Origin of the sequence: Corynebacterium sp. KPL2830, assembly GCF_040225635.1 — a bacterium.
Taxonomy (GTDB): Bacteria; Actinomycetota; Actinomycetes; order Mycobacteriales; family Mycobacteriaceae; genus Corynebacterium.
Genome location: NZ_JBEHFR010000039.1, coordinates 1 through 14,203 on the forward strand (window position 1 = coordinate 1; position 14,203 = coordinate 14,203).

Annotated in this window: 16 protein-coding genes and 2 tRNA genes; 11 read left to right on the top strand and 7 right to left on the bottom strand. The window is 59.1% G+C overall.

Annotated elements, in window-relative coordinates; genetic code table 11:
* The first annotated feature begins 309 nt into the window (after positions 1-309).
* Together ABRP87_RS10385 and ABRP87_RS10390 are read left to right on the top strand one after the other, a co-directional pair.
* Positions 310-1,068, top strand: coding sequence for a hypothetical protein (locus ABRP87_RS10385; RefSeq protein ID WP_023024908.1), 759 nt, complete (start codon positions 310-312; stop codon positions 1,066-1,068).
* Between the two features lie 149 nt (positions 1,069-1,217).
* Positions 1,218-1,472, top strand: coding sequence for a hypothetical protein (locus ABRP87_RS10390; protein WP_023024910.1), 255 nt, complete (start codon positions 1,218-1,220; stop codon positions 1,470-1,472).
* Positions 1,473-1,495: 23 nt separating this feature from the next.
* On the opposite strand, the gene ABRP87_RS10395 is transcribed toward ABRP87_RS10390, so the two are convergent.
* Genes ABRP87_RS10395 through ABRP87_RS10410 form a run of 4 tightly spaced genes read right to left on the bottom strand, consistent with a single transcriptional unit; the run spans position 1,496 to position 4,563 of the window.
* Positions 1,496-2,503: a ThiF family adenylyltransferase gene (locus tag ABRP87_RS10395; protein ID WP_349868692.1), complete on the bottom strand. Its 1,008-nt coding sequence runs from the start codon at positions 2,501-2,503 to the stop codon at positions 1,496-1,498.
* Positions 2,500-2,961 (bottom strand): molybdenum cofactor biosynthesis protein MoaE, encoded by a 462-nt coding sequence (locus tag ABRP87_RS10400; RefSeq protein WP_023024915.1) that lies wholly within the window; start codon positions 2,959-2,961, stop codon positions 2,500-2,502. The genes ABRP87_RS10395 and ABRP87_RS10400 overlap by 4 nt, the downstream gene beginning before the upstream one ends.
* On the bottom strand, positions 2,951-3,430 hold the full coding sequence (locus ABRP87_RS10405) for a MogA/MoaB family molybdenum cofactor biosynthesis protein (RefSeq protein ID WP_349868694.1): 480 nt from the start codon (positions 3,428-3,430) through the stop codon (positions 2,951-2,953). Before ABRP87_RS10405 ends, ABRP87_RS10400 begins: the two co-directional genes overlap by 11 nt.
* Positions 3,427-4,563: a molybdopterin molybdotransferase MoeA gene (locus tag ABRP87_RS10410; RefSeq protein WP_349868696.1), complete on the bottom strand. Its 1,137-nt coding sequence runs from the start codon at positions 4,561-4,563 to the stop codon at positions 3,427-3,429. The genes ABRP87_RS10405 and ABRP87_RS10410 overlap by 4 nt, the downstream gene beginning before the upstream one ends.
* 58 nt (positions 4,564-4,621) lie before the next feature.
* Between ABRP87_RS10410 and ABRP87_RS10415 the strand changes: the two genes are divergently transcribed.
* A complete protein-coding gene (locus ABRP87_RS10415) occupies positions 4,622-4,882 on the top strand; it encodes a MoaD/ThiS family protein (RefSeq protein WP_023016533.1) in 261 nt (86 codons plus the stop codon).
* Between the two features lie 43 nt (positions 4,883-4,925).
* Here ABRP87_RS10415 and ABRP87_RS10420 read toward each other — a convergent pair whose 3' ends face one another.
* Together ABRP87_RS10420 and hisC are read right to left on the bottom strand one after the other, a co-directional pair.
* A complete protein-coding gene (locus ABRP87_RS10420) occupies positions 4,926-5,318 on the bottom strand; it encodes a phage holin family protein (RefSeq protein WP_005276365.1) in 393 nt (130 codons plus the stop codon).
* Complete coding sequence (gene hisC, locus ABRP87_RS10425; protein ID WP_349868698.1) at positions 5,319-6,371, bottom strand: histidinol-phosphate transaminase; 1,053 nt, start codon at positions 6,369-6,371, stop codon at positions 5,319-5,321.
* A 120-nt stretch (positions 6,372-6,491) separates the two neighbouring features.
* Here hisC and ABRP87_RS10430 point away from each other — a divergent pair.
* Positions 6,492-6,580, top strand: a tRNA-Ser gene (locus tag ABRP87_RS10430).
* Positions 6,581-6,850: 270 nt separating this feature from the next.
* Positions 6,851-7,039 carry a hypothetical protein gene (locus ABRP87_RS10435; RefSeq protein ID WP_237801346.1) on the top strand — a complete coding sequence of 63 codons (189 nt, stop codon included), beginning with the start codon at positions 6,851-6,853 and terminating at the stop codon, positions 7,037-7,039.
* Between the two features lie 113 nt (positions 7,040-7,152).
* Here ABRP87_RS10435 and ABRP87_RS10440 read toward each other — a convergent pair whose 3' ends face one another.
* A complete protein-coding gene (locus tag ABRP87_RS10440; RefSeq protein WP_172596691.1) occupies positions 7,153-7,530 on the bottom strand; it encodes an NUDIX hydrolase in 378 nt (125 codons plus the stop codon).
* 85 nt (positions 7,531-7,615) lie between these two features.
* Between ABRP87_RS10440 and ABRP87_RS10445 the strand changes: the two genes are divergently transcribed.
* The 6 genes from ABRP87_RS10445 (at position 7,616) to ABRP87_RS10470 (ending at position 13,001) form a co-directional block, all read left to right on the top strand.
* Positions 7,616-7,978, top strand: a complete 363-nt coding sequence (locus ABRP87_RS10445; protein ID WP_005276372.1) for a YidH family protein — start codon at positions 7,616-7,618, stop codon at positions 7,976-7,978.
* The gene (locus tag ABRP87_RS10450) at positions 7,971-8,294 is read left to right on the top strand and encodes a DUF202 domain-containing protein (RefSeq protein ID WP_023029950.1); all 324 of its coding nucleotides are present in this window, start codon (positions 7,971-7,973) and stop codon (positions 8,292-8,294) included. Before ABRP87_RS10445 ends, ABRP87_RS10450 begins: the two co-directional genes overlap by 8 nt.
* Before the next feature lie 125 nt (positions 8,295-8,419).
* Positions 8,420-9,784, top strand: a complete 1,365-nt coding sequence (gene mgtE / locus ABRP87_RS10455; protein WP_237799898.1) for a magnesium transporter — start codon at positions 8,420-8,422, stop codon at positions 9,782-9,784.
* A gap of 283 nt (positions 9,785-10,067) precedes the next feature.
* Complete coding sequence (locus ABRP87_RS10460; protein ID WP_349868702.1) at positions 10,068-11,642, top strand: SLC13 family permease; 1,575 nt, start codon at positions 10,068-10,070, stop codon at positions 11,640-11,642.
* A 51-nt stretch (positions 11,643-11,693) separates the two neighbouring features.
* Positions 11,694-12,761 carry a GTP-binding protein gene (locus ABRP87_RS10465; RefSeq protein ID WP_349868705.1) on the top strand — a complete coding sequence of 356 codons (1,068 nt, stop codon included), beginning with the start codon at positions 11,694-11,696 and terminating at the stop codon, positions 12,759-12,761.
* A 167-nt stretch (positions 12,762-12,928) separates the two neighbouring features.
* Positions 12,929-13,001 (top strand) — tRNA-Arg (locus tag ABRP87_RS10470).
* Positions 13,002-14,203: the final 1,202 nt, after the last annotated feature.

The window sequence follows — 14,203 nt, forward strand, 5'->3', positions numbered from 1 at the left end:
GTGAAATAATCCTAATACCAGCACGCCAGACCGGCTAAACATATAACTTCACCAACACATCCTGTCGTTTAGGCCTTGGTCTCGGGGTTTATTCATGCGCTGACCCATCCTGATTTCTAGCGATGATGGAAAACCTGATATGCATTAGAAATTTGTCTGGAATCAGAACGGAGCCCCCTACTTCCTTTCCAAAAGTGACCCACAACAAGATGATAGTTGGCTAGCTTCTGGTTCCCGCCAGGTTGCCGAATTCTCATTTTTACCTCCATTGGCGCGAATCCAGCCGCCCTAGCACTGTATGCTGCGCTTATGCCTAATTCTCTCACCTCTCCTTGCGCGATCCTGGCCGTGACTGCTGTCGCTTTTGTTTCCGGTTGCTCTAATTCCGATGAACCTAATAAGGCCGATAGCGAGCCGAATTTCACCGGATCTAGCGCGACCTCCGAGGTCAGCGAAGAATCCTCCAGTTCAAACACGGATGATGAAGGTGCTGGAGCCTCAGATTCCGCGAAGGAGCCGAGCACTGCGACAGTGACGGAAAAGGCCCAGAAATCTGCGGCTTCAGGGGAAAATAAGATCATCCCAGTGGAAGACTTGTACTCCTTGTGGGTACCAGCGTTGTGTGAGCATGACGCCGGCACGTTGGTGGATGGGACTTTGCCCGAGCACTTAAAGACTGGATATCCCAATGCTGCCGCCGGGCTAAAGCTCAACAAGGATGGAACCCCTAAGGGTGCTTACGCCGATATCAACGGTGATGGCAAAGATGAAGCCGTTATTACCTATGTCTGCGATCAAGGCGGCGTGGCCTGGCCGGATAACTTGCTCATTTATGACAATGACCTGAATTACATTACCCAGGTAGAAGACTGGACCCGTAATGGCATGGAGCCAGCACGCAGGCATATTAATCAGCTGGAGTGGACCGACGATACCGTGACAGTAACGTGGCGTGCCTATGGGGAAGGCGAATCGGGTGCTGTGGCCACGCAGGAACTGACGGGAAACCTCACCTTAGATGGCGACAAAGCGAACCTAGAGATGACAGGGCACCGGAAGACCTCTTAGATCAGTGGGATTCTGCTGTGGCATTTCATACCGGGGGATGACGCGCCTAGTGCGGCGCAGACTTAATCTTGGAAATGTACAGGGCAAGTCAGGTATCGATGCGGTGCTGGCTTTGTCCCAGAGATAAAAATGCTCGACGAAAGGACGTCATGAATACCTCGGAACTTTATGTAGCAGCAGCGGAATCTACTAACTCTAATGACACGTGGTGGTTCCTTGGGTTCCTTCCCATTATTTTGCTCGTCGCGTTCTGGATTGCGGCGGTTATTTCTATTATCGCTTCTGGGTACACGATTGCGGCCAAGATACTCTTTATCGCCGCTACCTTCGCCCTTCCTTTCTTGGGGCCGCTGATCTGGTTCGTCTTTGTTCGCGGCAAGGAAGACAAATACGGAAGGCCATAGGCACCCCACACTGTTTGGCGAGGCTAGGACAAATCGTGCTGTTCCAACCACGCGTTAATGCCGCCGCGCAGTGAAACAACGTGCTCGTAGCCGCGGCCGCGCAATGCGTGGACGGCTTGCGCGGAGCGGATGCCGCTAGCGCAGTAGATAACAGCGGCATCGCCCTGGCCGATGTCCGGGTTTTCGCCGGCGAGGATGCGGTCGAGGGGCAGATGCGTTGAATCGGGGATGGTGGCGCGGGCGCGCTCGGCGTCGGTGCGGACATCGATAAGCGGGGCGTGCGCGGGGAGCTCGCGGACCTCGGGGGCATCGGCTGGCTGAGTAGGCTGCGCGCCGGTAGGGCGGATGGGGATATACTCCCAGGTCCCAGATAGCGCCTCAAAGTAACCGAGCATGCCAATGAGCGGGGTGCCGACGCCGGTAATGATCTTCAAAGCCTCCAAGGCCATCGCAGAACCCACCGTGCCGACGATGGGGCCCAGAACGCCGGCCTGGGAGCACGAGGGAACCTCGCCTGGGGCAGGGGCGGTGGGGAAGACATCCTCGTACACAGGGCCCTTGCCGGACCAAAAGACGCTCATCTGCGCATCAAAGCCCAGGATAGAAGCCCAAATGTGGGGAATGCCCAGGCTGTGGGCGGCCCATGAGCACAGGTAGCGGGCGTCGAAATTATCCGTCCCATCGAGGATCACGTCGCAGCCGCGCAGCTGCTCGAGGGCGGTGGCGGATTCTAGGCGGCCGTGGCAGATGAGCTCCACCTCAGGGTTGAGGGCCCGCACCGACGTTGCGGCCGATTCGGTCTTTACGGTGCCAATGGAGGCGGTGGTGTGAATGACCTGCCGGTGGAGGTTGGAGGGGGAGACGAGGTCGTCATCGAAAAGCGAGATGCGGCCCACCCCGGCTCCTGCCAGGTAGAGCAGCGCCGGTGAGCCAAGCCCGCCCGCGCCGATGACCGCGACGTGGGAGTCAGCCAATTTCTGCTGGCCCTTATCACCCCACAGGGCCTCCTGGCGGGCATAGCGTGTGCTCATTCGAGGCCCACCCAGTTGATGGAGCCATCGCCGTGGCTTTGTTCCTTCCAAATGGGCACCTCGGCCTTGACTCGATCGGCACAGGACTCCGCGGCGCGGAAGGCATCGCCGCGGTGGGCAGAGGCGGCGACGACGGTAAAGGCCAAATCGCCCACCTGTAGATCGCCGGTGCGGTGGGCCGACCACAAGCGCACGGGGTGCTGGCCTGCTACTTCATCGACAATCTCGCGCAGCTTTTCTGGGGCGCTAGGGTGTGCGGAGTAAGACAGCTGAGTGACATCGGGCCGGCCGCCATCGTGATCGCGCACGATGCCCTCGAACGTGACCACCGCGCCCATGGCTGAGGTGGTGACCTCTGCTTTGGCGGCGGCAAGGAGGGGCTCGAGGGGCTGCTCGGTCAGTATGGCGCCGACAGTGAGCCCAGTCTGCGCGGCGACATAAGAAGGATCAGTGCTCATGTTTTCCTTCTAACATATCGACGATGTGGACGATTAAATCCTCTAGCACGGCGCAACCATCTTTGACTCCGCCGGTAGAACCGGGCAGGGTCATGGCAAAGGTGGTGTCATTGACGCCTGCGACCGCGCGCGAGGCCACTGCGGTGGGGATAGTCTCCAAGCCTTTATTCCAAAAGGCCATGGCGATGCCGGGAAGCTCCCGCGTGAGGTGGGGCTGGACGGCATCGACGGTGAGATCGTCCGGGGTCAGGCCGGTTCCGCCGGAGGTAAGGATAACCGCGGGCTTTTCGGCGAAGGCCTGGTCCACCGCTGCGGCGATATCGGCATCAGGTACCACGCGGGTAGCGGGGCAGTCGAAGCCCTTGCGGCGCAAGAAATCTACCGCGATCGGGCCCGAACGATCCTCGTAGACCCCGGCGGCGGCGCGGGTGGAGGCGACCAAAACAATGGCGGTGCGAGCATAACTCATAGGGGATAGACCTTTACTTCTTCTCCTGCATTGAGGCTCTTACCGGCAGGAATGCGGATGAGGTGGGTGGCATTGGCGGCTTGGGCCAGCAGGTGAGAGCTAGCACCGCCAGTAACGTGGGCTTGCGCATCGGCGTACCCGCGGCGGAATTGATCCTTGTGGGGCAGCCCCTCGATGGCGTGCGCGATTGGTACGCGATATGCCGCGGGTGCCCAGCCCAGGGTGGGGGCGACAAAGAGGCGGAAGCTCACCATGGTGGAAATCGGATTGCCGGGCAAGCAGATGACCGGGGTGCCATGGAAACTGGCGATGCCCTGCGGCCCGCCGGGCTGCTGATCCACGTGGCCAAACCAGCCGGTGAGCACCTGCCGGATGACCTCGTATTTACCTGCGGAAATCCCGCCGGAGGTGACGATGGCATCGGGGCGATAGTCCTGCGTGGCCTCCGCAAGCGCGCGGGTGAGCACCTCTGGATCATCATCGGTGGTGACAAAACCGGCGATCTCGATGCCGGCGCGGTGGGCCATAGCGGAGATGAGCGGCGCATTGGCATCGGGAATAGCAGCAACACCCGTACCAATTTCCGCGCCACCGGTGCACACGAGGATGCGGGCGGGGCGATAAACGCTGACCTCCTCGATGCCCTGGGAGGCCAGCGCGGCCAGGCGCACCGGAGTGAGCTTCTCGCCCTTGGCGGCCAGGAGAACGCGCTGCTGGAGGTCCGTGCCCGTACCGCGGATGAATTGGCCCTCCTCGGTGGCCGGAACTGTAATGGTCTCGCCTGGCTGGAGGAATTCCTGCGGCTGGCATTTTTCAATCGGCACGATGGATGCCGTGCCCTCTGGAACCTTGGCTCCGGTCATGATGGGGCAGGCGGTGTGCAAGGGACCATCCAGCAGCTCGGTGGGATTCGCGCCGGCGGCGATGGTGGGGCCCACCTCGTACGATCCGGCTGCGGTGGCGGGCAGCGCGTAGCCGTCCATCTGGGAATTGCTAAAGCGCGGCGAGGGGAAGGCGGCATAGACATCGGCGGCAAGGACCATCTCCTGTGCCTGCCCTAAGGGCCGGGAGATGACTTCGCGCGGGCCGAGGGCTGCCGCGACCTCGTGTGCGTGGGTTTCGGGAGTGCGCATAGAGCCAAGTTTACCCGCGAGTTCGACACGTTCGAAGCCTGCGGGCATAGTAGAAAGCATGTTGACCGTTCACTATTTCGCCGCCGCTCGTGCCGCGGCCGGCGTTGCTTCGGAGCAGGTAAAAGCGCCCACCACCTTAGGCCAGCTCATAGAGCAGCTGGGCAAGGACCACACCGGCACCACCGAGGCCGGCATGAGCATGAAAGAGGTGCTGGGGCGCTGTAATTTTCTTATCGATGGCGCCGGGAACACCCAAGCGGATTCACCGCTCATGGGCGTGACCCGCGTTGACGTGCTTCCGCCCTTCGCCGGGGGATAGCCCGCTCCTTCGGACCGGCTGGTGTGTTAGACCAGCCAGCGCCTTAGACCGGCTTGCGCAGCGGGCTGGTAAAGAAATTGACCAGGCTGCTGACTAAGGACAAGATGATGGCGCCGAAGATTGCAGAACCCCAGGAATTGACCACAAGGTGGCCAATTCCTAAGTCAAAGGTGTTAAGCGTCCACTCCACGATCAGCAGGGCGGCGCCATTGATGACGAGCGCGAATAGACCCAGGGTGAGACAGGTCAGCGGGGCGCCGATAAAACGCAGCACGGGCATGACCACCGCGTTAATGATGATGAAAACGATGGCCACGGCAATGAAATTGCCCAGCTTATCCGGGGTGATATAAATCCCGGGAATAATGCCCACTACGACCCAGAACGCAATCGCGATGGCAACCACGTTGAGGGCAAAATTGGTCAACGAACGCATTTAGCCTCCTACGGTATCGTTCCACGCCCGAAGCAGGGCGTTAGTTTCTTCCTTAGTTGTAATGGTAATGCGGATGCCTTCGCTAAAGGCGCGAACGAGCACGCCGCGTGTGGCCAAGCGCGCGGCTAATTCCTGCGGCGTTCCTAGCTTTTCAATATTCGCCGCCGGCAGCCATACGTGGTTGGCCTCCGAGTGGGGAACGCCCCATTTTGCCAGTTCCTTTTCCACGCGCTGGCGCTGGCCACAGGTCTCTTCGGTGCGCTCGCGCAGCGAATCCTGCGCTGCTAGCGCGGCACGGGCACCGGCCTGGGCCACGGCGTTGATGGAAAACGGAATCGCTACCTTATTCAGCGCCGCGATGACGTCTTCTGGGCCATAGGCATAGCCCACGCGCACGCCGGCCAAACCATAGGCCTTGGAGAAGGTCCGCAGGAAGACCACGTTGGGGTAAGCGCCAAAAAGCTCGGTGCCCAGCGGGGTATCGGCATTCCGGTTGTATTCGATATAGGCCTCATCGAGGGCAACGAGGACATCGCTTGGCACCGCATCCATAAATTCGGCGAACTCCGCCTTAGTCACGGTGGTGCCGGAGGGATTATTCGGATTGCAGACGAAAATCAGGCGCGTATCCGCGGTAATCTTCTCTGCCATCGCGGCCAAATCCACGCGCTGATCCGCATCGAGCGGAACCGGAATGGGGCGCGCACCCACCACCTGGGCAAAGATGGGATAAGCCTCGAAGGAACGCCACGGAAAAATCACTTCCTCACCGGGCGTGGTGGTGATCTGTACCAATTGTTGGCACAGCGCGGAAGAACCCGTGCCCACCGCCCCCTGGTCAAAGCCCACGCCTAAGTGCTGGGCCAAATCCTCACGCAACTCGGTGGCCGCGATATCCGGATAACGATTGGCCTCGGCAGCGGCGCGGGCCATAGCCTCGGCGGCCTCAGGCAGCGGTGGCTGCGTGGCTTCATTAGAAGAGAGCTTGAGGGCATCATCGTGGCGCGCGCCGGGCACGTAGCCGGGGATGGCGCGTAAGTCGGAGCGAATCATGGCTACTACTCTAGGTCGTCTCTCCTGCGCGCGTGGAAGAAAACCGGGGACAAAACCAGGGGGTTAGTTTGGCCGTGGCGCATGCGGCAGGTATTGTCTTTTACGGTTCTTTCTGAACTTGGAGATGTGCCAGAGCGGCCGAATGGGGCTCCCTGCTAAGGAGTTGACCCTTCTGGGGTCCGGAGGTTCGAATCCTCTCATCTCCGCCACACAAATCCCGGGCAATTGCGCTCGGGATTTCGTCATTTTGCCAGCTTAAACGGCAGTCCTAAACGGCGGGTTAAACGGGGTAAACGACAAAATGTGGTGGCCACCAAGCAGGAGCCAGACCCCTATTCTGCAAGCAGGGATACGAGTATTCGCTCGCTACGGGCATGAAGTGGAAATGCAGTTCTCCGAGGGCGCTTTTGGAGCGCAAGGAGATTTTTCAAAGGGATGAACTCGTCACGTGGCGAATTTTTATCGTGAATAATGGCGCTATGGATAAAGCACAGAAGATAAAGAACGGAATTTTGCTCGCTTTAGCAGTTGCCTCTTTGGTGTTATTTGTTTTGTGGCTGACCGATGTAATAGGCATCGGCTTAGTGACCATCTTCATTGTTGTTCTGACTGCTGCTTCTGTGGGAGTGCGCGTGTGGGCGGAGAATGCAGGGCGTCAGTCTAAATAAGTAGTACACCGCACCCCGTTGATCCCAGGGTGACTCGCTGGTTCATGATTCTGTCCTGGCGCAGGTGACGGGGTGTAGGCGTGGCTCTCTGTTGATGCGCGGGCTTGACCACTTTACAGCGCCGGAAAAACCTCGCTGCGCAGGAGATCGGCAAGCTCGCACTGCGGGTCGGCGGGATCGATCCAGGCGGTTTCGGCGATTTCGGCTGCGGCGTGGGCGATGACGGGGCGCGGGTAGGTAAAGATATGCCCGCGGACGGTCTGGCCCGGTTCATTGGCGGCGGGGGCAGTGAAGGTGCCGAGCTCGGTAAGTTCAGGTAGGCGAACCCGGACGCCGATTTCTTCTTCCGCCTCGCGCGCAGCGGCCTGGACAGGGCTTTCGCCTTCTTCTAGCTTGCCGCCCGGCAGCTGGAACTTCGTGGATGAGGCCTTGCGTACGCCAAGCACGTGGCCAAAGGAATTGCGGAAAACGATTGCTGCGACTTCAATCATGGCCCCGATCATAACGAGGTGGCCGGCGAACAGGCTCGCAGCCTTATCGCGCCAAGGGTGGACATTGAATATAAGGTAGGAAGGCATGAGCGATTCGAGGTTTCCCCGCTCGGTATTTGGGGTAGGAAGCGACCCTGATCCGCGTTTTACGCTGGCGAATGAGCGCACCTTCCTCGCATGGATCCGCACCTCGCTCGCGCTGATTGCCGGGGGAGTGGCCTTGGAAGCTTTCGACGTGCCGCTGCCGGCGACCCTGCGCGCGGTGGTCTCCGCATTCATGCTGGTGGTGGCGATTGTGCTGCCGGTAGTCGCGTGGGTGCAATGGAAGCGGGCTGAGCGCGCCTTGCGGCAACAGCGCCCGTTGCCCTTTAGCATCGCCATCCCGGTGCTTGTGGGCACCATCGTCGTTATCGCGGCTGTGCTGCTGGTAGGCGAGTTACTTGCCTAGCCCGCAGCCGCATGGGGAGCTCTTTGACCCAGGCTTGCAGCCCGAGCGCACCCGCCTATCGTGGCAGCGCACTATCCTCGCGCTGGCGGTGATACTCCTAGGCGTTATGCGGGTGGTCAGCGTCAGCGTGTTTCTCCCGTTGCTGGCGCTCGCGGCTGGCGTGCTGGTGCTGATAGTGGCGGTGAGGAAGCGGGCATCGCTTGTAGATGCCTCCCTGCGAACCCACCGCCACCTCCCCGGCGCCGCCGTCTTGGCCAGTAGCGCGGGGCTGGTCTCCCTGCTTGCGGCCTTTGCCTTGTGGGGTGTTTTTGCCTAAAGGCAAAGTTTTCCGCCGCAGCGCTGTGTACTGGTGGGGGATACGCGTAATCTATGTGAGGCTATATCAATTACGGTGGCCACCGGCGCCGCGGTATGAGGGGCGAGAAGGGCAAGGTGACGGCAATGGCGGATATTACTGAGCAGGCCAGCGATACGGTCGAGGCATGGTTGAAGCAGGATTCTGCCATTGACCCACAAAAAGCGCCCCGCTTGCAGGCGCTGCTGGATGAGGTTCCGCTGCAGGAGCTTATCGCCATCGTCGAGCGGCAAAATGCCATTCGCGCCGCGCTGGCCCTGCGCTTGTTGCCGCGGCGTAAATCCATCGTGGTATTTGATGCCTTGGACGCCAAGCACCAAGCCGATATCATCGATGAGCTGGGCAATGCTGATGTCTATGAGTTCTTCGATGAACTCGAGCCGGAAGACCGCGTGGCCCTGTTGGATGAGCTGCCAGCGGAGATCGCGGACCGGCTTTTGCGCTCGCTTACCAAATCGAAGCGGGATGTCACCGGGGTTGTCCTGGGCTATACCAAGGGCTCGGTGGGCCGCCGCATGTCGCCCGAAGTCCCCGGAATCCATCCAGAAATGAGCGTGGAGGAAGCGCTGCGGACCCTGCGCGCGAAGGCCGATGAGCTGGAAACCATCTATGCGGTGCCCATCACCCGCGCGGATCGCCGCCTAGTGGGCGTGGTGACGCTGCGGGAGATTTTTACCGCGGAGGAGGGCACCACGATTGGGGACATCATGCAAAGCCCCATCTATGCCAATGCCAATGATGATGCGGAAGAAACCGCCAGGTGGTTCCTGCCGCTCGATATTTTGGCATTGCCCATCGTGGATGATTCGGACCGCCTGGTAGGGCTTTTGACCTGGGATGATGCCATTGACATCGTTGAGGCAGAGGATAGCGAGGACTCCGCGCGCGCCGGTGGTACCGAGGCCCTGCAACAGCCGTACCTGTCCACGCCGCTATTGAAACTGGTGAAGTCCCGCATCGTGTGGCTGCTGGTGCTGGCGGTGTCCGCGCTGTTGACCGTGCGGGTCCTGGACGCCTTTGAGGACACCTTGGCGCAGGCCGTGGTGCTATCCCTGTTTATCCCGCTGCTGACCGGTACCGGCGGCAATACGGGAAACCAGGCGGCAACGACGGTTACCCGTGCGCTGGCGCTTGGCGATGTCCGCGGGCGCGACCTCCTCGCCGTCCTCTGGCGCGAGCTCCGCGTGGGCATGCTGCTTGGTGCAGTATTGGGCTTGGCGGGACTAGGCCTGGCAACGGTGGTCTACGGCGTGGATATTGGCTTAGTCATTGGCTCGACGTTGTTTTTAATCTGTTCCATCTCCGCCACGGTGGGCGGGCTGATGCCCATTGTTGCAAAGACCATTGGTGCGGACCCTGCCGTATTTTCCAATCCGTTTATCTCCACGTTCTGCGATGCCACGGGTCTGATTATTTATTTCCTCATCGCCAAGTCGGTGCTGGGTCTGTAAACGTCCCTGGCACGCGGGGCCCGTCGCTCCGGGCGGGGGTAGCGAACCGGTGGGGAAAATTTCACATTGTGAGTAGCGGCGGTGTGTGAATTTTAAAAGCGGTGGGGGTGAATTCAGTAAAGTTTGTGGTTTCTGGTGCAAATGTTTTGTAGGGTCTTAGCATGCTCTGCACGGACTGAATGATGTTCGGGATGCACCAAGGATCCGGCTCGATTGCTGGTAATTGACAGAGCTTTCACACCCCCGCCCTGCTAAAAGTCTCTCTAGCGAAGGAGTTCGCGGCATGACCACCCCGCATACTCACGAATCTACCGCCCAATCAGAGGGCGCTGAGGATCCCGGTGCCCCACGCAATGAATGGCGCCGCCAGTTCATTGGCCTTTTCATCGGCCTAGCCCTGGCCATCCTCGTATTTTTCATCTTCCCCTCGAATGCCATCGAAACTGTCCAGCAGTCCACCGGCGTGGATGAGGAAGCCGATTACACGCTAAGCGCCATCCGTACCGTTGCGGCGGTGACCATCCTCATGGGCGTGTGGTGGATGACTGAAGCCATCCCGCTAGCGGCCACCGCGCTGATTCCGTTGGTCATCTTCCCGCTCGCTAGCGTGGGAACCATTAAGGAAGTCGGCGCACCGTATGCCTCTGCCACCATTTTCTTGTTCATGGGTGGCTTCCTTATCGCGCTCTCGCTGCAGCGCTGGAACCTGCACCGTCGCCTTGCGCTTTATGTGGTAAAGCTCATCGGCACCTCGCCGCGCCGCCTCATTTTGGGCTTCATGCTGGCCACCGGCTTTTTGTCCATGTGGGTATCGAATACCGCAACGGCCGTCGTCATGCTGCCGATCGGTACGTCCGTGCTGGCGCTTACCGCAGAGACCGTTGGCGGTTGGGATAAGCAGAAGAAATTTGCCACCGCCCTCATGCTGGGTATCGCGTACTCCGCCTCCATCGGTTCGTTGGGTACGCTCATCGGTACCCCGCCGAATGCCTTTTTGAATGCGTATATGGCCGATACCTGGGGAGTTACCCTCGGCTTTGGCCGCTGGATGGCCGTTGGCGTGCCGCTGGCGCTTGTCTTCCTGCTCATCGCATGGGTGCTGTTGATTACCATCTTCAAGCCGGAAATGACCGAAATCCCCGGCGGCCGTGAGCTCATCAACGACGAAATCAAGGCCCTGGGCCCGTGGACCCGCCCGCAGATCATGACCGGCATCATCTTCGTCCTGGCCGCCCTGGCCTGGGTATCCCTGCCCATCGTCCTTAGCGATTTTGATAACTATGACGATGCCATCGTCGGCATCGCCGCAGGTATCCTCCTGTTCATCCTGCCGGCTGATTCGGAACGCCGCATCCGCCTGCTGGATTGGAAGACGGCCAACGAAATGCCGTGGGACGTCCTCCTCCTCTTCGGCGGTGGTCTCTCCCTGTCCTCGGTATTCAACTCTTCCGGTTTGTCCCTGTGGATTGGTGAGATGGCCAAGGGGCTCAGCTCCCTGCCAATCGTGCTCATCGTCGCAGCCGTGGCCGCCTTGGTCCTCTTCCTGACGGAGATCACCTCCAATACCGCCACCGCGGCGACCTTCATCCCCATCATGGGCGGCGTCGCCGTGGGCGTGGGCCTGACCGCCGAAGGCGATATGAACGTCCTGCTGCTCACCATCCCGGTCGCCTTGGCCGCAACCTGTGCCTTCATGCTGCCGGTGGCAACCCCGCCGAACGCCATTGCTTATGGTTCCGGTTACGTCAAGATTGGCGAGATGATCAAGGGTGGCGTTGGCCTCAACGTCATCGGTATCTTCCTCATCACCCTCACCGTCTTCCTGCTGGCGGTGCCTATCTTCGGGTTGACGGTCTAGGTACTAAGCCCCAAATAGCCATCCTTTAATGAAAAACGTTACCATTAAAGGATGGCTACACCTGTTACCGTGCTGTCCGGATTTTTAGGCAGCGGAAAAACCACGCTACTTAACCACCTGCTCGCGAACCGGGAGGGGCGCAAGCTGGCGGTCATCGTCAACGATTTTTCTGAGGTCAATATCGATGCCGCCCTAGTCGCCGGCGAAGGCCACCTCGAGCGCGGCGAGGATCGCTTCGTGGAACTGTCGAATGGCTGCATCTGCTGCACCCTGCGCGAAGACCTCATCGAGTCCGTGGGCAAGCTGGCGCGCTCCGGCCGCTTTGATCAGATTGTCATCGAATCCACCGGCATTTCCGAGCCCATGCCCGTGGCTGCCACCTTTGAATGGGAATTTGCCGATGGCACCACGCTTGCCGATGCCGCCCCCATCGACACCATGATCTCCCTCGTCGATGCCTCTACCTTCTTAAACCAATTGCGCCGCGGCCGCAGCCTCGTCTCCGAAAACATCGAGGCTACGCCCCAAGATGACCGCACCATTTCCGATCTCTTAGTGGACCAAGTCGAATTCGCTGACCTTGTCCTCATTACCAAGACCGATCTTGTCGATGCCGCCGAAACTGAGCGCGTCATCGCCGCAGTCCGCGCCATGAATCCGCGGGCTCGCGTGGTGCCGGTGACCCACGGGGTTATCGAACCGGGGCTGGTTCTCGATGCGCATTTGTTCAATACCGCCACCGCCGCCGCCTATCACGGCTACGCCGAAGAGCTTGCGAACCCACACACTCCAGAAACCGAGGAATACGGCATCTCCTCAGTCGTCTTTCGCGCCGACCGCCCCTTTAATCGCGAGCGCCTCATCGCCGCCCTCCGGGCAAGTACGGGCCTCGTGCGATCCAAGGGCTATTGCTGGATCGATACCGACCTGCGCGTGGCCCACGCCTGGCAGCAGGCCGGGCCCAACCTGCAGATCATGCCCGCCTCTTTATGGGCCGCCAATGGCGTAACCCCCGGCACGGAGCTCGTGCTCATTGGCGTCGACTTCGATCACGAATCCACCCTGCAGGCCTTTCAAGACGCCCTGCTTTCCGATGCCGAAGCCTCCGCCCTCGTATAGTCACCCGCCCTCCACACCGAGCCAAAGCGTGAACGGCGGGTGAACGATACGCCTTTGGCTATCCCGCCGAACACGGCTCTGTACAGGCGATTTGTTAGTTTTTAGGTCCGTGGGTATAGTAAATCCTCGTTGCACAGCAGAGCATACGCACTGCTTCACAACGGACTGCGCCCGTAGCTCAACGGATAGAGCATCTGACTACGGATCAGAAGGTTGGGGGTTCGAATCCCTCCGGGCGCACAAAATTTCGAATCTCGAGACATCGTTCCCAAGGCGGTGCCTCGAGATTTTTTATTTCCAGGTTTATTTTCGGGGTGGGCGAGGCGTGTAGCCTAAGCGGCAAAAGGCCCGAGCTTCGATGTGTCCATTATCCGAGCTTAGACCTGAACTGCTAATAACGTAATGTGCGCCAGAACCTAGATAATGACAATCATTACCACGAAAGTCAATTTATGTTACTTTAAGTAAGTCATCGCGTACAGAAAGGGTAGTTGTGGACAAAACTTTATATACTGCCGCTTCTCTTCTGTCTTCTCTGCTGCTACTTCCTGCCTTGTCCCGGAATGGCTCAAGCGGAAACAGTATAGGGGTACAAGAAGGGTCCAAAACTGTCTTTGGTGGGAACTGCCAAAACAGGGACGAAAACGGGATCCATGTGACGCGCAAGGTAAAACTCACAATGATTGCCCCTTCGGTCATGCGCACGATGACGGATTTCAAAATTTTGACGTTAAGGGAAATGCCGAATGCGCACGTCTATTTGTAATGGGAGAATATAAAGGAGAACAGTGTCACGTAATTCATCCTTAGAGGTTCTGCTAAAGATTACGATTTGTGTATCACTGTTGCTCTGTCTCGGTTATGCTATCGGCGGGTTGAATGCGATATATGTTGCTAAGACCTTGGCTGAGACGGATTCCACCTCATCGTCAGATATCTTCCGCAGGTTAGAAAACGGCTTATTTTATTTTAGGGTTGCCGGAGTTTTTGCGGTTATTTTCCTTGCGGGAACTTACGCAGTCTGGCGCAGGGCCAATTACCTCCGTAAGGGAGAGCAATCCGGTTAGTGGCTTTTCGGCTCGGTTGTTTATTGGGGCCCGGTTTTCGCGGTCTTTATCTTCCAAACCTCAAGCTCCTCTCCCAGTAGGTTGCGTCCGGTAGCGTGGTGTCTCCACTTTCTGGGGGGGTCAGGCCCTACCACGGGTTACAGATACTCCACACTAATGGATGGAACCTCGGTTGATTTAGGAGGGAGAAACGAAGGGTGGCTCAACTTCGTGTTCATTTGCCAGACAGTTTGAGCCCTTTTCATAGGTGCCAGGAAGCGTCCTGACAGGAAAGAAAATGTCAGGGTATAGGTATGGAGGGGGTGTTCCTATATAGGTTGTCAACTCCGTGGGTGAGGTTGCTGGGGGTATGAAGGGTTTCTGCTTCACGCTGCG